This is a genomic window from Flexivirga alba (assembly GCF_042661025.1).
Taxonomy (GTDB): domain Bacteria; phylum Actinomycetota; class Actinomycetes; order Actinomycetales; family Dermatophilaceae; genus Flexivirga; species Flexivirga alba.
The window spans coordinates 1,955,725-1,975,478 of record NZ_JBHSWH010000001.1; the positions used below are offsets into that span (position 1 = coordinate 1,955,725).

Consider the following 19,754-nt stretch of genomic DNA (forward strand, 5'->3'; position numbering starts at 1 on the left):
CGATGTGCCCTACTGCTGCGGGCCGTTCGGGTCCTGCTGTCCGGGCTGGACCGGCGGCGGGGGCTGCGGGGCAGCCTGCGGCTGGTGCCCGGGCAGCTGCACACCCTGCGGCGGGTAGCCGGGCGGAGGACCGGAGATCTGCTGGTGCTCATCCTGCGCGGGTAGTTGCGGGTTGGCCTGCGTGGCCTCGACATTCGGTGTCGGCTCTGCCTCCGGCTCCGAGTTCGGGACAGCGGGGCGGTGCGACCGCGCGAGTCGGGCCTCGTCCAGATCGGTCGTCGTGCGTGCGACGGCCTCCGCGTCGGCGACCGCCTGCGCCACGACCGGGTCGCGCTCCAGCTTGAACCAGTCGGCGACGTCGTCGTCCTCGACCGGAGCACGCTCCTCGGGGGCGGGTGCCTCGTAGCGGAACGTGCCGTCGTCGCCCTGTGCGCCGAAGGACTTGGCGAAGCCCTGCAAAGCCGAGCCGAAGTCGCTGGGCACGACCCAGACCTTGCTGGCCTCACCCTTTGCCATCTCCGGGAGCATCTGCAGGTACTTGTAGGCCAGCAGCTCCGGTGTCGGGTTGCTGGCCTTGATCGCGTTGAACGTCTTTTCGATCGCCTTGGCCTCGCCCTGTGCGTGCAGGTATCTGGCGGCGCGCTCACCCTCGGCGCGCAGCACCTGGGACTTCCGCTCGCCCTCGGCTGCAAGGATCGAGGCCTGCTTGGCGCCCTCTGCGGACAGGATCCGGCTCTGCTTGTCACCCTCGGCCGACTTGATCGCTGCCTCCCGGTGGCCCTCGGCCGCCAGGATGGTCGCCCGCTTCTCGCGGTCGGCCTTCATCTGCTTCTCCATCGACTCCTGGATCGATGGGGGCGGGAAGATCGACTTCAGCTCGACTCGGGCGACGCGCAGGCCCCAACGGCCGGTTGCTTCGTCCAGCACTCCGCGCAACTGCGCGTTGATGGTCTCGCGGGAGGTCAGCGTCTCCTCCAGCGTCATACCGCCGACGACGTTGCGCAGCGTCGTGGTTGTCAACTGCTCGACACCGACGATGTAGTCGTTGATCTCGTAGACCGCGGCGCGGGGCTCGGTGACCTGGAAGTAGACGACCGTGTCGATGTTGACCGTCAGGTTGTCCTCGGTGATCACCGGCTGCGGCGGGAACGACACGACGCGCTCACGCAGGTCAACGCGCGCGCGCACCCGATCGACGAAGGGCATCAGCAACGTCAGCTGACCGGACACCGTTTTGGTGTATCGGCCGAGTCGCTCGATCACCGCGGCTTCCGCCTGCGGTATCAGAGCCACCGACTTCGCGACGATCGCGATCACCAGGATCACGATCACTGCAACAACTATCAGGACTGGCATCAGTCATCTCCCCGTTTCACGACGGCCGTTGCGCCGTCGATGTCTTGGACGATCACGCTCTCGCCAGTGCGGAACGTGTCATTCTCGTCGGCCGGCCGTGCCGTCCAGACGTCTCCGCCGATGCGCACCCGGCCGCCGTCGTTGCCGAAGGCCTGCAAGACGGTGGCCTCCTGGCCGCGCAGTGCGTCGATGCCGGTGGGCGTCGTCGGTGTGCTGAGCAGGTGTCGCTTGAGCACCGGGCGCAGGCCGAACACCAGCCCGATCGAAACCACCGCGAAGACGATCGTGGCCAGCCACAGTGGTGCGCCCAGGAAGGACGCGAGCGCCGCGGCCAGCGCACCGCCACCGATCATCAGCAGCACGAAGTCGCCGCTGAGTGCCTCGGCGGCAGCCAGCAACACCCCGCCCGCGAACCAGATCAGCGCTGCCATGACTGAAGTCTTTCATGTATGGCGTTCGGCGATGTGGCCCCCATCACACGTGTAGGCAATTCGCGCCACCCCACGAAGTTTCTCCTCCGCTTCGCTCCCCCGAATACTTCGCGGGGACCCCGGCTACCAAATTGCAGTAACCCAACCAATTTGCCGAGAACTCAACGACCCTCGAAGACCGGCTGCTCCTTGGCGAGGAACGCATCGACGGCGGCGCGATGGTCCTGGGTGCGGCCGGTGGCCGTCATCAGCTCCGCCTCGTGCGCCAGGGACTCGGCCAGCGTGTGCGTCGCGGAGAACTCCACGGCACGACGGATGGCGCCATACGCCTTGGTCGGGCCGGCGGCCAGGGTGTGCGCGAGTTCCTGCACGACAGTGTCGAATTCGGCCGCGGGCACCACCTCGGTGGCGAGCCCGAGCTCGAGCGCCTCCTCGGCGCGCACGGTTCGCGGCATCAGCAGCAGCTCCTTGGCCTTCGCGACACCGACCAGTCGCGGGAGCCAGAAGGACGATGCGGAGTCGCTGGACAGGGCGATGCCGGTGAAGGCCAGGTTGAACCCCGCGGTGTCAGCCAGGATCCGGAAGTCGGCGGCGAACGCGAACGCCGCACCAGCGCCCGCCGCGACCCCGTTGACCGCGGCGATGACCGGCTTGTCCATCGTGGACAGCAACGTGACGATCGGGTTGTAGTGCTCGGGCACCGTGCTGAAGAGCGCGTCCGAACCCTCGGCGAGCAGACCGACGTGCTCCTTCAGGTCTTGTCCGACGCAGAACGCCCGCCCGGTCCCGGTGAGCACCACGCACCGCACGGTCTCGTCGGCCGCGACGTCCCGCAAGGCTGCCAGCAGCGCTTCCTTGGTGGCGATGTTCAGCGAATTCATCGCGTCGGGGCGGTTCAGCCGCACCGTTGCGACACCGTCGGTCCGCTCGGTGACAACGGGTGTGCTGGCGGCGGAATCAGTCATGCGCGTGGGTCTCCTTCGAGGTGCGGATGGACGCATCACCCGGCTGCGAACGACGCGTTCGGGGGACGAAGTGCAGCGTATCCGGGGAAGAGGATTTCCCTCTGCGCCGCGGAAACTGAAATAATGAGCAGGACTGTTGGTCGCACCCGCCGGAAGACCGGCGATGTAAGCACCGCGTGGCATTGGTGCGGCCGAGGATTTTAGCCACGCGGACGGAAGGGGAAAGCCGATGGCGGCAATGAAGCCGAGGACCGGAGACGGGCCTCTCGAGGTCACCAAGGAAGGCCGCAGCATTCTCCTGCGTATGCCGCTCGAGGGCGGTGGCCGCTTGGTCGTCGAGATGAACGCCGAGGAGGCCGCGGCACTCGGTGAGGCCATCGACGGCTGCATCGGCTGACGCGGGGTAAGCCTCGCACTGCACGAGAACGGCCGCCCTGCACGAAAGTGCTGGCGGCCGTTCGTCGTTCGTATGACGAGGGTTCAGTGCTTCACCGCTGCGAACAAGCCGTCGCCGACCGGGAGCATCGTGGTCGTCCAGTCCGGGTCGTCGCGCAGCTGCTTGCCGAGGTTGCGCAGCAGCACCGTCGTCTCGTCGCGGACCGCCGGGTCGGCGACAGTGTCGTGCCACAGCATGTTGTCGATCAGCAGCAACCCACCGGTGCGCAGTAGCCGGGCGGCGGCCTCGACGTAGGCGGGGTAGTCGGGCTTGTGCGCGTCGACGAACACCACGTCGTAGCTGCGGTCGGCCAGTCGGCCCATGACCTGTAGCGCGTTGCCGGTGATGATCCGGGTGCGAGCCGACGCGTGGCCGGCGTCGGCGAAGGCCTGGCGAGCGGCGCTCTGGTGCTCGGCCTTGATGTCGATGGTCGTCAACACGCCGTCGGCCGGCATACCGGCCAGCAACCACAAGCCGGAGGATCCGGCTCCGGTGCCGACCTCGACGACCGCCTTGGCGTGGGTCGCCGCGGTGAGCACCCGCAGGGCCGGTCCGGTGCCTGCGCCAATGGGGGTGCAGCCGAGCTGTTCGCCGCGCACCCGGGCTCGTTCGACGACCTCGGGCTCGGGCACGAATTCCTCGGCGTACCCCCAGCTGGCCGCACGCTGTGAAGACATGCCACGAACCTAGTCGACCGCGTCAGATATGGGTTAGTCCGGTGCCTGCGGTAACGATTCCCGATCATCGCTCGTTGACCATTCGGAGAGACCGATGCACGTGTCCCGCGTGACAGAAATGGCACAGCAGGGCCACAGGTCCATCCGGCAGGATGGGCCGTCAGAAGCAAGGTCGACGACACGAGATGGAATGCCGAGCGATGACCGACCAACTGCTGCGGGGTGCAGTCAAGACCGAGGTTCCCGATGTGGCGCCACCGGGGTGGGAGCCGCCTACGTGGGAGGAGATCGTCACCGAGCACTCGGCGCGCGTCTACCGCCTGTCCTACCGGCTCACCGGCAATGTGCACGACGCCGAGGACCTGACCCACGACGTCTTCGTGCGGGTCTTCCGCTCCCTGCACTCCTACCGCCCGGGGACGTTCGAGGGGTGGCTGCACCGCATCACCACCAACGTCTTCCTGGACAAGATGCGCCGCAAGCAGCGGATCCGCTTCGACGCGCTCGCCGACGACGCCGCCGCTCGCCTGCCCAGCCGTGACGGCAGTCCCGAGCAGCTGTATGCCGATGCGCACTTCGACGACGATGTGCAGCGCGCCCTGGACGCACTGGCTCCGGACTTCCGAGCCGCCGTGGTGCTGTGTGACATCGAAGGACTGTCCTACGAGGAGATCGCCGCCACGCTCGGCATCAAGCTGGGCACCGTGCGGTCGCGTATCCACCGTGGACGTGCGCAGCTGCGCGAAGCGCTCGCGCACCGTGCACCGGAGAACCGCCCTGCCGGCCGTACCCGCCCGAGCCTGCCGGCTCTGGCCCCCGCTGGAGCTACCCGGTGATGTCCTTCGCGCGTGACCAGTTCGCTCGCGGCGTGCAGCATGATCACCTGGGTGAGCGCGTCGCCGATTACGTTGATGGCATGCTCTCCGCGGACGAGGCGTGCCGTGCCGACATACACCTGATGGTGTGCGAGCACTGCCGTTACGCCGTGCAGCAGGAGCGGGCGATCATCGAGCAGTTGCGCACCGTCAGCTTCGACTCCGGTGGGCACCAGCAGTTGATGGCTGGGCTGCTGTCCCTCGCGTCGACAGGTCCGGACGCACCGGTCGGCGACTCCGCGACAGCGGGTCGGCCCGCTGTCGCGCCGCGCCCGTCGCCCGCCGTGGTGATGTGCAGCGCGCCACCGCAATACCAGTCGGCGCGCAAGTCGATGGCCTTCGCACTTTTCGCAGTCGCCGGCTGCGTCGGTGTTGCGCTCGTTGCTTCGACCGCGACCGGTGTCGCGCAGGGTCCTGACAACCCTCGGACCGGCACGCAAGATCGCGTTGGGCTGGTGCGCAACGTGTCTGCACCCAAGACCGCCGATGCCACGAAGCGGCGCGACAAGGTCAGCGGGACGCTGACCCACGAGATGCCGATGTTCGCCCAGGTTGCGGTGCGTCAGACCCCTGATCGGTGGTCGGCAGCATTCATCTGCCGGTCGCCGCCACCCGGCCCCCGGGCGGGTGCGAGAATCGGCGGCGGCATTGCATCGAGCGTGTTCTGCATCGGCATACGAGTCGCAAGTTCCCCCTGAACGCCGGGCAGAACACGCCGCCTGCGTCTGTTTAGAATTAACTTCAGCGCGAAAGGTATCGAGGACATGTTTGGCATCAGCGGGTGGGAGTTCCTGATTCTCGTCGCGCTCGCCGCTGCCCTGATCGGTCCCGATCGGCTGCCCGAGTATGTCGGCAAGCTTCGCGGCTATATCCGGCAATTGCGGGACATGGCCGACGGTGCGAAGGCGCAACTGAAGGACCAGATGGGTCCGGAGTTCGAGGACATCAACTGGCGCGCCTACGACCCGCGTCAGTACGACCCGCGCAAGATCGTCCGGGACGCGCTGTTCGACCCCGAGCCCGACCCGGACACTGACGACGGCGACGCCGATGTGCCGCAGATGGCAGCCGGCCCGGCATACGACCCGCACAAGTTCGACCCCGACCGCGCCACCCCGTTCGACTTCGACGCAACCTGACATCGCGGCCACAGTCCGCAGCACAACGAACGCGAAAAGCCCGACCGGATCGGTCGGGCCTTTCGCGTTCGGATTGCTCAGCGGCCGGCTGGGGTGAGGCCGAGCGGGCGGCCGGCGAGACCGCGGGACCGCGTGCCCAGGCCCTTGGCGATGCCGCGCAACGCGACCGCAGCGGGGAGTCCGGGTGCTCGAGCACGACGGGTCTGCCGTTGTCGGAGCACTCGCGCAGGGACACGTCCAGCGGGATCTGACCCAGCAACTCGACCGGTGCACCGATCGACCGGGTCAGCGACTCGGCGACCTGCTGGCCGCCACCGCTGCCGAAGATCTCCTGCCGGGTGCCGTCGGGCAGCTCCATCCAGGACATGTTCTCGATGACGCCGGCGACCCGCTGCTTGGTCTGCAACGCGATCGCGCCGGCGCGCTCGGCGACCTCTGCAGCCGCCTGCTGCGGGGTGGTGACCACGAGGATCTCGGCGTTCGGGATCAGCTGGGCGACCGAGATGGCGATGTCGCCGGTGCCCGGCGGCAGGTCGAGCAGCAGCACGTCGAGGTCACCCCAGAAGACGTCGGCCAGGAACTGCTGAAGTGCGCGGTGCAGCATCGGCCCACGCCATACGACCGGCTGGTTGCCGGGCACGAACATGCCGATCGAGATGACCTTCACGCCGTGGCTGTCCGGGGGCAGGATCATGTCGTCGACCTGGGTCGGACGGCGCTCGACGCCGAGCATGCGAGGCACCGAGAAGCCATAGATGTCGGCGTCGACGACACCGACGCGAAGGCCCGAATCCGCAAGCGCTGCAGCGAGATTGACGGTGACCGACGACTTGCCGACGCCGCCCTTGCCGGAGGCGACCGCGTAGACACGAGTCAGCGAACCCGGCTTGGCGAAGGGGATCTCCTTCTCGGCCTGACCGCCGCGCAGCTGGTCCTTCAGCGCCTTGCGCTGCTCGTCGGACATGACACCGAGGCGGACGTCGACCGCGGTGACGCCCTCGACCTTGCTCACCGCTGCTGTGGTGTCGGTCTGCAGCCGCGTCTTCATCGGACAGCCGGAGATCGTCAACAGGATGGTCACGGTGACTTTGCCGTCGTCGGCGATGTCGACGGACTCGACCATGTTGAGTTCGGTGATGGGCCGGTGGATCTCGGGATCCTGCACATCGGCCAGTGCAGCTTGAATGGCGTCCAGCGAAGGGGTGGGCATGTGATCCATGGTAGGTCGCGGCCTTTCCCGGTCGCGGACCGGTCAAGCCGGTGTGACCCGCGTCATACCGCGGACTAGGCGGATGCTGTCTCGTCGTCCGGTGGCTCCGAGGCTCGCAGGTAGCCGCGGTCCTCCATCTCTTCCAGCAAGGACCGCAGCTCGGAGCGGACGAAGTCGCGTGTTGCGGTGTCGCGCATGGCAAGTCGCAACGACGCGACCTCCCGGGTGAGGAACTCGGTGTCGGCCAGGTTGCGCTCGTCGCGGGCTCGATCGGCCTCCAGGGTGACCCGGTCGCGGTCGTCCTGGCGATTCTGGGCGAGCAGGATCAACGGCGCGGCGTATGACGCCTGAGTGGAGAAGAAGAGGTTCAGCAGGATGAACGGATAGGGGTCCCACCTCAGCCCGAACAGGCCGATCAGGTTGATGGTGATCCACACGATCACGAAGATCGTCATCCACACCAAGAACCGCGCCGTGCCCATGTATCGCGCGAAGTCCTCGGCGAAGCTACCGAAGGTGTCGGAGTCCATCGAGGCACGCGGAAGCCACCGGCGCTCTGCCTCGCGGGGCTGGTCGATGCGCGCGGACTCCCGCCGGCGCCGGCCCTTGCGACGCTCGTCGTCGCGGTCGGCCATCAGACGACCTCCTCATCAGTGGCCGGGGCGTCGGACGGCCGCGGATCGTGCCGGGCCTCGCGCCAGTCGTCGGGCAGGATGTGGTCGAGCACGTCGTCGACCGTGACCGCGCCGAGCAGCCGCCCGGCCTCGTCGACCACCGGCATGCTCACCAGGTTGTATGTCGCGAGCTGCCGCGTCACCTCGCCCAGGGGTGCCTCGACGCCCACCGGCTCGATCGTCTTGTCGACGATCGTGCCGAGCGCGGTCTGCGGCGGCTCGCGCAGCAACTTCTGGGTGTGGACCAGCCCGATGAAGCGCCCGGTCGGTGTCTCCAGCGGCGGACGGCTGACGAAGACCGCCGACGCCAGCGCTGGTGCGAGCTCTTCGCGGCGCACGACGGCAAGCGCCTCGGCGATGGTGGCCTCCGGACCCAGGACGACCGGTTCGGTGGTCATCAGGCCGCCGGCGGTGTTCTCGTCATACGACAGCAGACGCCGCAGTGGTGCCGCCTCGTCCGGCTCCATCAGCTGCAGCAACTGCTCGGCCTGCTCCGAGGGCAGGTCGGACAGCAGGTCCGCGGCGTCGTCCGGCTCCATCGCCTCCAGCACGTCGGCGGCCCGCTCGGTGTCCAAGCCGGCGATGATCTCGATCTGGTCGTCCTCGGGCAACTCCTCGAGCACGTCGGCCAACTTGTGATCGTCCATCGCGGCAGCGACCTCGGCACGCCGCTTGGGGTTGAGGTCGTGGATCACCTCGGCGAGGTCGGCGACCCGCAGGTCTTCGTACTCCTCGAGCAGCCGCTCGGCGCTCTGGGCACTGGCCTGCTGATGCAGCCCGGTGACGTCGCGTGCGTCGACGAGCATGGTCTTGCCGCTGCGTCGACGGGTGAGACGCGACATCGCCTTCGAAGCGGGGGAGACCCCGTCGACATGACGGACGAAGACCTTGACCAGCACCCAGTCGCGGCGCAGGTTCTGCTCGATCGCGATGTCCTCGACCAGCCCGATGAACGTCCCGTCGGATTCACGGACCTGCACCCGGCGATCGAAAAGCTCTGCCAGCACAAGCGTTTCACCAGCGCGCTGTTCGAAACGACGCATGTTGACCAGGCCGGTCGTGATGACCGCGCCGGCGTCGACGCTGGTGACGCGGGTCATCGGCACGAAGACGCGGCGCTTGCCGGGCACTTCGATGACCAGCCCGATGGCTCGAGGTTCGGAGCCGCCGAAGGTCATGACGACATCGCGGACCCTCCCCACGCGGTCCCCGAGGGGTCCAGCACGGTGAGTCCGGCGATCCGGGCTACGAAAACTCGGCTGCTCACCTGCGAAAGGTTAGTCAGGTGCGACCGGTGACGGTTGCGGCGGCTCGGCGTGGTGACCGGGCAAGTTCTCCGGCGCCAGGTCCAGTGCCCAGACTGCGCAGTGCTCCGCCCAGTGCTCGGCGAGCCCCTCGGGTGGATTGCTCTGCCGGGCGCCGAGCAGCGCGCTCGTGGCTGTTCCCCAGTCCGCGGAGCCGGGTTGAACCCGCGTCGCACGTGCCGGAACCGGACCGATGGCACGTCGGGTTTCCTTTTCCCGCAGGATGATTCGCAGCTCGTCAGGCAGCTCGGGGATGGGCTGCTCGCCCTCACCGCCGACGACGTATGCCGTCTCACCGGAGGCGGCATACCAACAGGGGACGGTGACGTCGGCTGGCAACAGCAGCCACGCAACCTTCGACTTGGCCAGGGCAGTAGTCACTTCCGACACCAGGTGAGCGTATCCCGGGGTGGATGGGGGAAAATGTCTGGACGGCTGGACAACCGAATTGTCGGTTCGCACGTCTTAGCCATTAACCCCGCGCGATACTGGTGTCGTCGAAGGGGTTTCGACACAGAGTTGCTCGCTCGGGTGACTCGGGGGAGTTGGGGGCAACACAATGAATTCATCGATCGCACGTCGGCAGGCGCTTGGCGGAGTAGTAGCCGCCGGCGCTCTCGGAGTCATCGGGGTCGCGACTGCGGGGACCGCGGAAGCAGCGACCCGAGCGACGATCAAATACGGCAGCAAAGGCTCGAACGTCACCTACCTGCAGCAGCGGCTCAACTACGTCGGCTACTGGTGCGGCACCGCGGACGGCGCTTTCGGAGCACAGACCCAGCAGGCGGTCTTCGCGTTGCAGAAGGTGTGGGGTCTGGCCCGCGACGGCGTCGTCGGTCCGATGACCTGGGCCAAGGTCGCGTCCAACACCCGTCTGTCGCCCCGCTACGGGGCGGGTTACCGCATCGAGGTCGACAAGACGCGCCAGCTCGCATTGGTCGTGTGGGGATCCACCGTGCGCTACACGCTCAACACCAGCACCGGCGCCAACAAGCCGTTCTACGCCTGGGGTCGCTGGTATGACGGTCGGACTCCGAGCGGCAAGTTCAGCGTCTACAGCCACGTGAACGGCTGGCAGACCGGGGCTTTGGGCTCGATGTACAAGCCCTACTACTTCAACGGCGGCATCGCCCTGCACGGCTCGACCAGCATTCCGGCATACAACGCTTCGCACGGCTGCTGCCGCCTGTCGATCGCGGCGCAGGACATGCTGATCCGGGCGGGCATCATGGTCAACCATCGACAGGTGTACGTGTATTGAGCCTGGCCCGGCTGGGCAGGCGTAAAGCGAGCCAAGGTCACGAAAAGGTCACGTCCTGAAACGGCACGCAACGTAATCGGATCCCACGTCGTCTATCAAGTATCAGCACCGTGGGGGACTCGCCTCCGGCTTCTTCAACCGGCCGGAGTCACAGGGAGGGAACGGCTGGTGCCGGCACATTCGGGGTGTGCCGGCACCAGCCGTTCGCCATTCCAGCGAGCTTGTCGGCTCAGCCCTTCGAGCCCTGCTGCACGCGTGCGATCCATGCCTCGACGTCCTCGAGCTTGCTCGGGATGGCCTCGGAGAGCACGTCGTGGCCGTCCTCGGTCACCAGGACGTCGTCCTCGATGCGCACACCGATGCCGCGCAGCTCGGCGGGCACCAACTCGTCGTCGGCCTTGAAGTAGAGGCCAGGCTCGACGGTCAGGATCATGCCGGGCTTCAACTCGCCGTCCATGTAGTCCTCCCGCAGCGCCAGCGCACAGTCGTGCACGTCGATGCCGAGGTGGTGGCTGGTGCCGTGCACCATCCAACGGCGGTGGAACTGCCCCTCCTCCGTGTCGAGCGTGCCCTCGACGTCGACACCGTCGGGCAGCAGGCCCCACTCGTGGAGGTGCTCGGCGATCACCCGGATCGCGGCCGCGTGTATGTCGGAGAACTTGTTGCCCGGCTTCACGGCTGCGATGCCGGCCTGCTGGGCGGCATACACGGCCTCGTAGACCTTGCGCTGCTCGTCGCTGTAGGTGCCGTCGACCGGCAGCGTGCGGGTGATGTCCGCGGTGTAGAGGAGTCGACCTCGACACCGGCGTCGAGCAGCACGAGGTCCTCCTCGTGCACGTCGCCGGTGTTCTTGATCCAGTGCAGCGTGTTGGCGTGATCGCCTGCGGCACAGATGGATTCGTAGCCGACACCGTTGCCCTGGTGCCGTGCGTGCAGCCCGAAGGTGCCTTCGATCCAGCGCTCGCCACGGCCACGACGAACCGCTTCGGCAAGCTCGGCGATGACGGCCGAGAAGCCCTCGGCGGTCGCGTTGACCGCCTGGCGCATCTGCTCGATCTCGAAGGCGTCCTTGACCAGCCGCAGGGTCGACAGCAGGCGGCCCAGCTCCGCGTCGGCCTCGACGCGCTGCTCGGCGGCCGACTCGGCCTCGGCCTCCGAAGTGCGCGCCTTGTCGACGGTCGCGGTGACCTCGGTGTCGGCGTCGCGCACCACTCGCACGCCGATCTCACCGGCGTCCTTGGCGACCGCGTCGGTGAACTCGTCGATGTGCTTGGCGATCACGCCCAGCTCGGCCTCGACGTCCTCGAGCGTCGGGCGGCTGCCCACCCAGAACTCGCCGTAGCGGGAGTCGGCGAAGAACTCCTCGGTGTCCCGGGCGGCCAGCGGCCGGAAATAGAGCACCGCGTCGTGTCCGCCGCCATCACGCGGTTCGAGCACGAGCACGGCGTCCGGCTCACGATCGGCGCCCAGGCCGGTCAGGTGGGCGAATGCCGAATGCGGTCGGAAGATGTAGTCGGTGTCGTTGCTGCGGACCTTCAGCCCACCAGCAGGTATGACGAGACGCTCGCCCGGGAACGCGTCGGACACGGCGGCGCGGCGTTCCGCGGCGTAGCCGGCAACCTCGGCTCGGTCCGGCGTGCCATCGCTGCGCGGGGCCCAGCCGGAGCTGATGAACGACCGGAACGCCTCGGGCGACGGCTGGCTGCGGGACTGCGACTTCTGCTGCTTCTCACTCACACCTCCCATCGTCGCATGTCACTGCGGGGCACGAGCGGCGAGCGGTGGTTCAGCGGGACACAGGTCCTTACTGCTGCTTCCAGGCCCAGGTCGAGAAGATTGCGGTGAGCGCCTGATCGGCGCCGGCCGATGCGCCGGCCGACGAGGCGCTGGTCATCGTCATCGAGTAGACATGACTGCGGAACACCACGAAGTATTGCGTCTGGGTGAAGCTCGCGCCCTGCGCGGTGCGGTCGAACGTATAGCCGCGGGCGGGCAGTCCGCCGATCGTGCGGTCCGGCTCGTCCTTGATGTGCACCCCTGCTGGCGCCAGGCGATCTCGGCCTGGGTCACCACGTCGTCGAGCGCCGGGACCGGCTGGGGGTTCTGCACGACGACGTTGAAGTTGGTCGTCACCTTGTCCTGCGGTGAAGGGGCCTTGATCGCCAGTGTCGCCGGCTTCTGGTCCAGCTTCTTCCAGCCGGTGGGCGCGACGAGCGAGAACGACGAATCGCCGCTGCTGATGCTGCCTTTCTCGGTCGACGTGCTCGGGGTCGGTGTTGCAGCCGCGGTCACCGTGGTGGGGATCGATACGTGGCTGCTGGGGGTGGGCGACGCGGTGCCCCCGCTCGAGCCCGAGCATGCAGTCAGACCGGCAAGCAGCGCCCCGGCCGTGGCAACGGTCAGCCAGCGTGTCGACATCGAGGTGGTCATGGCGCTCGATCCTAGGTAGCGGACAGTGACTGTGCCAGGACGACCCCCGGACCGGGATGGACGGTGAACTTCTCCCAGAAGGGGATGACCTGCGACACTCGCGTTCGTAGACAACCGGGAGGACTTTCGTGAACGACCAGCATCGACGGCCAGGAATAGCCGAGTTGCGAGCGGTGTGCCAGCCGGAGTCGGTGCGTGGGCGTAAGAACGCCGAGCACTGGTCCGGGTTCTACATGCGTGACGGATCGGTGCACCTGACCCGACTCCTCGTGCCGACCCGGATCACTCCCAATGGCGTCACCGGCATCATGATCGTCTCCGGCTGGTGCGTCGGTGCGTCCCTCCTCATCCCGGGCATCTGGGGTCCGATCCTCGCGGTGCTGTTCGGCCAGCTGCAGATGTTCCTGGATGCGGTCGACGGCGAGCTGGCCAGGTGGCGGCAACGATTCAGTCCGGCCGGCATCTTCCTCGACCGGGTTGCGCACTACACCACCGAAGGCTTCGTCGGACTGGCGCTGGGGCTGCGGGCCGCCGGCGTGATTGGCGGGCATCCGGCCGATGTCGACCCGTGGAAGTACGCGTTCCTCGGCGCGCTCCTGATGGGCGGGATCCTGGTCAACAAGTCGCTCAACGACATGGTGCACGTTGCTCGCTCGCTCTCCGGGATCGAGCGGCTGCCCGACACTGCGGAGGCCAAAGCGGTGCCAACGACTAACCTGCTCGGTATGGCGCGCAGAGTCTTTCGTTTCTTACCGTTCCATCGGATTTTCCACTCCGTCGACCTCGGCCTGGTAGCACTCGGCCTCGGCATCATTGGGCTCATCCTGGGCAACGATCAGCAGGTGTTCCGGGTCGCCGTCACCGCGCTGGTGGTCCTGGTCTGGGTCGCAGTGGTCGGACATTTCCTGGCGATCATGGCGTCTCCGAGGGTGAAGGCATGATCGCGGCGGTCAAGGTCCGGATGGGTCCGGTGTCGGCGCGGATCGCACCGATGAAGAACCACGTCGCCCCCTGGGGCGCCCGCGCCGTGCGGCTGGAGAAGCAGCTGGAGAAGCGCGTATGGCGACTCGAGAAGCGCGTCAAGAAGCGCGTCAATCGATTCAAGGCACGCGGAAAACGACGCATCGCCCGGATGAAGTGGGTGGCCTGGCTCAACGCGCGGATGCCGTGGATCGGTCGGCTCAACCGGGCCGCTCGTTCCGTCCCAGGACTCCAGGCGCCGGTCGTGCTCATCGCGGCCACCGCAGCGCTGGCCGCGTGGCCGTCCTTCGGGCCGATCGTCGGCGCACTCTCCTTGTGGCAATTGGGCAAGATCCTGCGAGTCGGCCGAAAGCGACCTCCGGGTTCGGCGATGTCGATCACGGCACTCATCGCTGCCCTGGCCTGCGGACTGAGCCTGCAGGCTCGTGGTGCGGCGACGGTCTGGCTCGCGCTGCTCGTCGGTGTCGCAGTGGTGGTCTCACTCGCACAGGGCGCCCTGCACGGCCGCGTGGTCCAGCGCATCCGTGCGTTCAATCTGCCCGGAGTGCCCAATGACCAGCGCGCACAGGAGCCGGGGGCGCTGACGTCCGTCGTCCCGACTGCGGGAGTGCTGCTCGCGTTGCTGCTCATCGCCGAGTCGATCTGGGACCTTCCGTCATACATCGGCGCGATCGCCCTCCTGGTGACGCTGGGCTGGCTGGGTCGGTGCGGGTTGCGGTTGCGCGCCATGGTCCACGCGCGTCGTGGCGGCCGAGCCGATCTGGAGGTGCGGGCCGCGCTGGAGCGCTACGCACCGCAGTTCTACGTCTACTTCAGCGGACCGGTCGCCGGCGACTACCAGTTGAAGATGTGGTTGCCCTACCTGGAGCAGCTCGGTGTTCCGTTCGCGATCCTGGCCCGGAGCTCGCAGATGTTGCCACGCGCCGCACGGTTGAAGACGACGGCGCCGTTGATCTCCTGCCCGGTCGTCACGGGTTTGGACGTGTGCATGGTGCCCAGCGTGCGCGCGGTCTTCTACGTCAACATCAACGGATCCATTGCTGACGGGGTTCGCTACATCGACCGCACCCACGTCCACCTCAATCACGGCGATTCGGACAAGCCGGCCAGCTACCACCCGATCTTCGCCATGTTCGACCGCAACTTTGTCGCGGGACCGGCGGCGATCGACAGGTTCGGCCGGCATGGGGTCTTCATGCCGAAGGAGAAGTGCGTGATCGTCGGCCGGCCGCAGGTCGCGGAGGTCGTCGAGCAGAATGTCGATCCGGCTCCCGGGCGACGGACGGTGCTCTACGCGCCCACCTGGCAGTCGGGGATGCGCGAGATGAGCCTGAGCTCGTTGGAGCACGGCGAACGCATCGTGCGCGCCCTGATCGACGACGGCGCGCGGGTGATCTTCCGTCCGCACCCGTTGTCGGCGGGTCAGCGCCAGGCCGCCCAGACGATCGCCCGGATCAACGCGATGCTGGTAGCCGCCAGGACCCCGGAGTGTGCGCACCTGACCAGCTCGCAGGCTCTCAAAGAGAGCATCATCGGCAACTTCAACCGATCCGACGCTCTGGTCACCGATGTCTCGAGCGTCGCGTCCGACTACCTCGCGTCGTGCAAGCCGATGGCGGTCGTCCTGCCGACAAATACGCAGGCGCTGGCTGACGCCGACGAGTACCCCGTCCTACGAGCCACCTACCTGATCGACCTGGGCGACGACGACCTCGCCGCGCGCCTGGCGCCGCTGATGGGTGGGGATGCCGACCCGCTGGAGGCGGTCCGTCATGAGCTGCGTTCTTATTACCTAGGGGACGAGCGGGACAGCGTCCGGCTGTTCCTGGACTCGGCGAAGGCGGTCCTCGCCGGCGGTTCGGAGCCGGTTGCTGCGGCCGGCTGAGGGGCTGTTCACCCTTTGTTAAACTCGCCGAGCCCGGCCCGGCAGCAGGGCTGAGCATTTGCGATCCACCACCGGGATGTATGACGTTGCGGTGTCGACGACGTATTGAGGAAGTGACCGCGTGAAGACGTATGGCGTTGTACTGGCCGGCGGTGTCGGTGCCCGGCTCGGGCTGAGCGTGCCCAAGCAGATGGTCAAGGTTTCCGGTAAGACCATCCTCGAGCACACCGTCGCCGCGCTGCACGACTCCGCGGTGATCGACGAGATGATCGTGATGGTGACCCCGGGCTGGTCGGAGAAAACCGCCACGATCCTGGGGGACAAGTACCCCAAGGTGTCCCGGATCCTCGAGGGCGGTTCCACCCGCAACGAGACCACCATGCGGGTGCTCAACGCGATCGACGAGGAAGAAGCCAAGATCCTCCTGCACGACGCGGTCCGCCCCCTGGTCGACGGCCGGATCCTCAAGGACTGCGCCACGGCGCTGGACAACTACAACGCCGTCGACGTGGTCATCCCGTCTGCGGACACCATCGTCACGGTCGACGAGGAAGAGATCATCACCCACATCCCGGACCGCAGTTTCCTGCGGCGCGGGCAGACCCCGCAGGGTTTCAAGCTGTCGGTGCTGCGTTCGGCATACGAGCTCGCCGCCGAGGACCCCTACTTCTCGGCGACCGACGACTGCGGAGTGGTGCTGAAGTACCTGCCGGACGTCCGGACCAAGACCATCCTCGGGTCCGACCGGAACATGAAGGTCACCTACCCGCTCGACATGTACATCGTCGACAAGTTCTTCCAGCTGGGCACCCAGGACGCGCCGGTGCCTGAGGGTGACCTGCGGGAGTTCTTCACCGGCAAGACGATCATGATCCTTGGTGGTAGCTACGGAATCGGCGCCGAAATCGACCGGTTGGCGCGCGGACTCGGCGCGACCGTCGTGGCCCACGGCCGGTCGACCACCGGGCTGCACGTCGAGGATGCCGCCCAGATCGCTGACGCATTCGAGAAGACCGCACAGGAGCACGGGCAGATCGACGCCGTCGTGCTGACTGCCGGCGTGCTGCAGATGGGTCGGCTGGCCGACGCGACTGCGGAGGACGTCGCCAAGGTCATCGACGTCAACTACATGGCGCCGGTCAACGTCGCCCGGGCCGCCTACCCCTACCTGAGGAAGTCCGGCGGTCACCTGCTCAACTTCACCTCCTCGTCATACACACGAGGTCGCGAGAACTACGCGCTCTACTCCTCGACCAAGGCGGCCGTCGTCAACCTGACACAGGCACTGTCCGAGGAATGGGCGGCCGACGACATCAAGGTCAACGTGATCAACCCGGAGCGGGCGGCAACGCCGATGCGGTTGGCGGCCTTCGGTGAAGAGCCGCCCGGCACCCTGCTGTCGGCCGAGGAGGTCGCCGAGGCGTCGCTGGCCGTGCTGGCGTCGGAGCTGACCGGAGCGGTGATCGACGTACGCCGCAAGCTGCCGACCGCAGCCGAAGCGGGCACCAAGGCACCGAGCCAGTCCTGATCCGGGTCAGCGCCCGAACTTGCTCTCGATGAGCCGGGTGATGCGCTCGGCAGCCTTGCCGTCGGTGACGGGGAGGGTGCGTCGGATCCGGTCCTGGTAGACGGCCGGCCACTTGTCGCCATACGCCTCCGCAATCAGGCGTATGACGTCAGCCGGCTCAGTGGTGACCGGGCCGAAACCGTCCATGCCGTAGTCCCATTCGGTGGCAACCTGGGTGTGCGAGGTGCCGGAGGCGTAGGCGTCCTGGTCGAACTGGAAGTAGACGATGCGGGAGCCGGCGAGCGCGGCGTCGAAGGCGATCGATGAGTAGTCGGTCACCACGACGCGTGCCCTGGCCAACAGCTCGGGCATGTCCGGGGCCTGGTCGAGCACGGTGATGTGATCGGGGAAGTCGAGGTCCGGAGTGTTGCCGCGGAACTCCGGGTGGGGCAGGTAGACGATCTGCGCGTGTTGTTCGTCGGTGAGACGCTGGAGTGCGGGGGCTTGTAACAGCCCCATCCAGGCGCGACCGTAGTCGGTCTGCGAGAGCGGAGTGCGCAGCTTGCGCCGGGCCGCGAAGGGGGCCTTGCGCAGGAAGAGGCTGTTGCGCCAGGTCGGGGCGATCAGCAGCACCGACCGCTCGTCATAGGGGTGGCGTTCGCTCGCCTTCACGACGGCGTCGTGGCGAGGAAAACCGGTCAGCACCACGTCGTCGGTGGTCAGCTTGTACGAACTGCCGTCGGCGACGATCGTCGAGCGTTCGTCGACGCCGGCAGTGGTCAGCAGGTCGATGTCCTTGCCGTTGAACCAGTGCGAGAGGTCCTGGTGCAGGACCCCGTGCTGTAGGTAGACGAACCGCCACGGCCGGGTGTTCCGCGGGTAGAGGTCCGGTGCGATCGGCTGGCTGGCCTCCATGTCGAGCTGGGAGGACGCGACGACCGCTGCATTCTGGAGGGCGACCTGGTGTTCGAGGCTGCGGAAGGCGACGAGCCGGAACCCGCGCTCCCGCAGGCGCTCCCATTCGGGGGTGTCCTTCTTGATCACGAACCACGCGTTGATGTCCGGTCGCTCGGAGCGTAGGTAGTCGTAGAGGTATTCACCGTTGTCATGGGCGGAGTCCAGGCGGTCCATCACCAGCCAGGCATCGGCGAACTTCTTCGCGAAGCGCGGCGTCCGCGCCAGGGTGCGAAGGGCCGTGCGGTAGCGCTGTCTGCGCAGCGCGGCCGCCTGCTCGACGGCGGTTGGAGCCTTGATCGGAGCGAAGGTGAAGCACACCACCTCTGCGGCGAAGCGGTTGGCGATCCGTTTCCAGGTCGGCACATCACTGGTGTCCGGTGCCGCGGGATCGTCGTCGGCGACCGTCAGCGGGTGAGCCTGGCCGTCGAGGATCAGTCGGGCGTCGGAGAGCTTCGGCAGGCGGAGGATCCGCTCGTGCAGCAGCTGCTGGCCGAGGTAGTCGAGCGTGCGGCTCTTCACGGCGATCGGGGTGACAGGGGCACCGCCGCTCTCGACCGACTCGGTCGGGAGGTCGCCTTGGTAGAAGTAGCAGACCTCGGACACGTTCTCGCCGCGTTCGGACACGCGGATCAGGCCCGCGTCGGGCAGGGCGTAGCCACCCAGGGTGAGTAGGAGCGCACGTACCTCGGCCGAGATGCGAGTCAGCCGGTAGCCGATGACGGCCGGCTCGCTGATCCGGTGCAACACCTCCTGCAACAGCCGGACCGCATGAGCCTTCTCGTCGCGCGTCAGGTGGGTGGCCTTGCGGTCGCGCTCCATCTCGCGGGGGAGATACCAGCTCAGGTCGTAGAGGACGAGGTACTCCAGCCATGTCGGCACGTCGCCCTGGGCCTGCGCGAGCTCCAACAACGGGACGTACCCGCGGTCGAACCGGCCGAAGTAGAAATCGGGGTTCGTCGTGGTCAGGTCGTTGGCCGAGGTCGCGTCCCGCCGGCGACGGTAGTAGTAGATCGACTTCCGCAGCGGCGCCACCACGGTGTTGGGCGCGTGCAGCAGGTAGGTGGCGGTGAACACCGCGTCCTCAGCCACCCGCAGCCCGTCGACGAATGCGATGTCGTGCTCGCGGATGATGTCCAGCCGGAAGAAGGCCGAGGCGGCCTGCGTCTGGATGAAGGTCGGCTGCTGCTGCAGGTCGACCGTGGCGGTGTTGCCGCGGAACTTGTGCCTCAGGTGGTGGTTGTCTCGCCGGGCGCCGGACCCTTCGTCATACGACCAGACGTTGGCGCTGAGTAGCACCGCGTCCGACCCGGCACCGCCTACCGCCTTGGCGGCCTCGTCGAAGTAGTTGTCGCTGAGCAGGTCGTCGGAGTCCGGGAAGGTGATCCAGTTACCGGTTGCTGCGGTGATGCCGGTGTTGCGGGCGCGCGAGACGCCACCGTTGTCCTGCCGGATCACCTGTCCGCTGTATGGCGCCCGGGCGAGCCAGGCTCGAGCGATGTCGCCCGAGGCGTCGTCCGACCCGTCGTCAACGAAGACGAACTCCAGGTCGTAATCACCGGGTCGCTGCGCGTCGAAGCAGTCCAGCAATTCGGCGAGGTACTTCTCGGTGCGGAACAGTGGCACCACGACACTGAACTGCAGGCGGCCCCCGCTCAACTGGGTCTCA

The 19,754-nt window shown here is 67.3% G+C and carries 17 protein-coding genes and 3 pseudogenes; 9 read left to right on the plus strand and 11 right to left on the minus strand.

Translation table 11 applies throughout. The annotated features are described in order from the left end of the window. Positions 1–9: 9 nt before the first annotated feature. The 3 genes from ACFQDH_RS09725 to ACFQDH_RS09735 form a co-directional block, all read right to left on the minus strand. A complete protein-coding gene (locus ACFQDH_RS09725) occupies positions 10–1,356 on the minus strand; it encodes an SPFH domain-containing protein (RefSeq protein ID WP_382400766.1) in 1,347 nt (448 codons plus the stop codon). After that, complete coding sequence (locus tag ACFQDH_RS09730) at positions 1,356–1,787, minus strand: NfeD family protein (protein WP_382400767.1); 432 nt, start codon at positions 1,785–1,787, stop codon at positions 1,356–1,358. Before ACFQDH_RS09730 ends, ACFQDH_RS09725 begins: the two co-directional genes overlap by 1 nt. A 161-nt stretch (positions 1,788–1,948) precedes the next feature. Next, the gene (locus ACFQDH_RS09735; protein ID WP_382400769.1) at positions 1,949–2,752 is read right to left on the minus strand and encodes an enoyl-CoA hydratase/isomerase family protein; all 804 of its coding nucleotides are present in this window, start codon (positions 2,750–2,752) and stop codon (positions 1,949–1,951) included. Between the two features lie 229 nt (positions 2,753–2,981). Here ACFQDH_RS09735 and ACFQDH_RS09740 point away from each other — a divergent pair, with 229 nt between their 5' ends. Continuing rightward, positions 2,982–3,149: a DUF3117 domain-containing protein gene (locus ACFQDH_RS09740; RefSeq protein WP_325548752.1), complete on the plus strand. Its 168-nt coding sequence runs from the start codon at positions 2,982–2,984 to the stop codon at positions 3,147–3,149. An 83-nt stretch (positions 3,150–3,232) separates the two neighbouring features. Here the strand turns inward: ACFQDH_RS09740 and ACFQDH_RS09745 are convergent, their stop codons facing one another. Continuing rightward, the gene (locus ACFQDH_RS09745; protein WP_382400771.1) at positions 3,233–3,865 is read right to left on the minus strand and encodes an O-methyltransferase; all 633 of its coding nucleotides are present in this window, start codon (positions 3,863–3,865) and stop codon (positions 3,233–3,235) included. Positions 3,866–4,065: 200 nt separating this feature from the next. On the opposite strand from ACFQDH_RS09745, the gene sigE reads away from it, so the two are divergent. From sigE to ACFQDH_RS09760, 3 genes are all read left to right on the plus strand, one after another. After that, on the plus strand, positions 4,066–4,701 hold the full coding sequence (gene sigE / locus ACFQDH_RS09750) for an RNA polymerase sigma factor SigE (protein ID WP_382400773.1): 636 nt from the start codon (positions 4,066–4,068) through the stop codon (positions 4,699–4,701). 32 nt (positions 4,702–4,733) lie between these two features. Beyond that, the gene (locus ACFQDH_RS09755) at positions 4,734–5,438 is read left to right on the plus strand and encodes a zf-HC2 domain-containing protein (protein ID WP_382400775.1); all 705 of its coding nucleotides are present in this window, start codon (positions 4,734–4,736) and stop codon (positions 5,436–5,438) included. A 66-nt stretch (positions 5,439–5,504) separates the two neighbouring features. Next, positions 5,505–5,879 (plus strand): twin-arginine translocase TatA/TatE family subunit, encoded by a 375-nt coding sequence (locus tag ACFQDH_RS09760; RefSeq protein ID WP_382400777.1) that lies wholly within the window; start codon positions 5,505–5,507, stop codon positions 5,877–5,879. A gap of 77 nt (positions 5,880–5,956) precedes the next feature. Here ACFQDH_RS09760 and ACFQDH_RS09765 read toward each other — a convergent pair. From ACFQDH_RS09765 to ACFQDH_RS09780, 4 genes and pseudogenes are all read right to left on the minus strand, one after another. Beyond that, positions 5,957–7,089: pseudogene (locus ACFQDH_RS09765) on the minus strand (Mrp/NBP35 family ATP-binding protein). Positions 7,090–7,163: 74 nt separating this feature from the next. After that, positions 7,164–7,724 (minus strand): DUF1003 domain-containing protein, encoded by a 561-nt coding sequence (locus ACFQDH_RS09770; protein ID WP_382400779.1) that lies wholly within the window; start codon positions 7,722–7,724, stop codon positions 7,164–7,166. Then, positions 7,724–9,030: pseudogene (locus tag ACFQDH_RS09775) on the minus strand (magnesium transporter MgtE N-terminal domain-containing protein). The gene ACFQDH_RS09770 and the pseudogene ACFQDH_RS09775 overlap by 1 nt, the downstream one beginning before the upstream one ends. A 10-nt stretch (positions 9,031–9,040) precedes the next feature. Beyond that, positions 9,041–9,457, minus strand: coding sequence for a hypothetical protein (locus ACFQDH_RS09780; RefSeq protein WP_382400781.1), 417 nt, complete (start codon positions 9,455–9,457; stop codon positions 9,041–9,043). 169 nt (positions 9,458–9,626) lie between these two features. Between ACFQDH_RS09780 and ACFQDH_RS09785 the strand changes: the two genes are divergently transcribed. Next, on the plus strand, positions 9,627–10,328 hold the full coding sequence (locus tag ACFQDH_RS09785) for a L,D-transpeptidase family protein (protein WP_382400783.1): 702 nt from the start codon (positions 9,627–9,629) through the stop codon (positions 10,326–10,328). 229 nt (positions 10,329–10,557) lie between these two features. On the opposite strand, the pseudogene ACFQDH_RS09790 reads toward ACFQDH_RS09785, so the two are convergent. After that, positions 10,558–12,065: pseudogene (locus tag ACFQDH_RS09790) on the minus strand (aminopeptidase P family protein). 67 nt (positions 12,066–12,132) lie between these two features. Continuing rightward, entirely contained in the window at positions 12,133–12,363 is a 231-nt protein-coding gene (locus ACFQDH_RS09795) for a hypothetical protein (RefSeq protein WP_382400785.1), read from the minus strand. 120 nt (positions 12,364–12,483) lie between these two features. On the opposite strand from ACFQDH_RS09795, the gene ACFQDH_RS09800 reads away from it, so the two are divergent. The 4 genes from ACFQDH_RS09800 to ACFQDH_RS09815 all read left to right on the plus strand — a co-directional run bounded on the left by ACFQDH_RS09800 (position 12,484) and on the right by ACFQDH_RS09815 (position 17,152). Next, positions 12,484–12,777 (plus strand): hypothetical protein, encoded by a 294-nt coding sequence (locus ACFQDH_RS09800; RefSeq protein WP_382400787.1) that lies wholly within the window; start codon positions 12,484–12,486, stop codon positions 12,775–12,777. A 109-nt stretch (positions 12,778–12,886) separates the two neighbouring features. Continuing rightward, positions 12,887–13,699, plus strand: a complete 813-nt coding sequence (locus ACFQDH_RS09805) for a CDP-alcohol phosphatidyltransferase family protein (RefSeq protein ID WP_382400789.1) — start codon at positions 12,887–12,889, stop codon at positions 13,697–13,699. Beyond that, the gene (locus ACFQDH_RS09810; protein WP_382400791.1) at positions 13,696–15,624 is read left to right on the plus strand and encodes a CDP-glycerol glycerophosphotransferase family protein; all 1,929 of its coding nucleotides are present in this window, start codon (positions 13,696–13,698) and stop codon (positions 15,622–15,624) included. The genes ACFQDH_RS09805 and ACFQDH_RS09810 overlap by 4 nt, the downstream gene beginning before the upstream one ends. A 121-nt stretch (positions 15,625–15,745) precedes the next feature. Further along, entirely contained in the window at positions 15,746–17,152 is a 1,407-nt protein-coding gene (locus tag ACFQDH_RS09815; RefSeq protein ID WP_382400793.1) for an SDR family NAD(P)-dependent oxidoreductase, read from the plus strand. Between the two features lie 6 nt (positions 17,153–17,158). Here the strand turns inward: ACFQDH_RS09815 and ACFQDH_RS09820 are convergent, their stop codons facing one another. Then, complete coding sequence (locus tag ACFQDH_RS09820) at positions 17,159–19,744, minus strand: CDP-glycerol glycerophosphotransferase family protein (protein WP_382400795.1); 2,586 nt, start codon at positions 19,742–19,744, stop codon at positions 17,159–17,161. Positions 19,745–19,754: the final 10 nt, after the last annotated feature.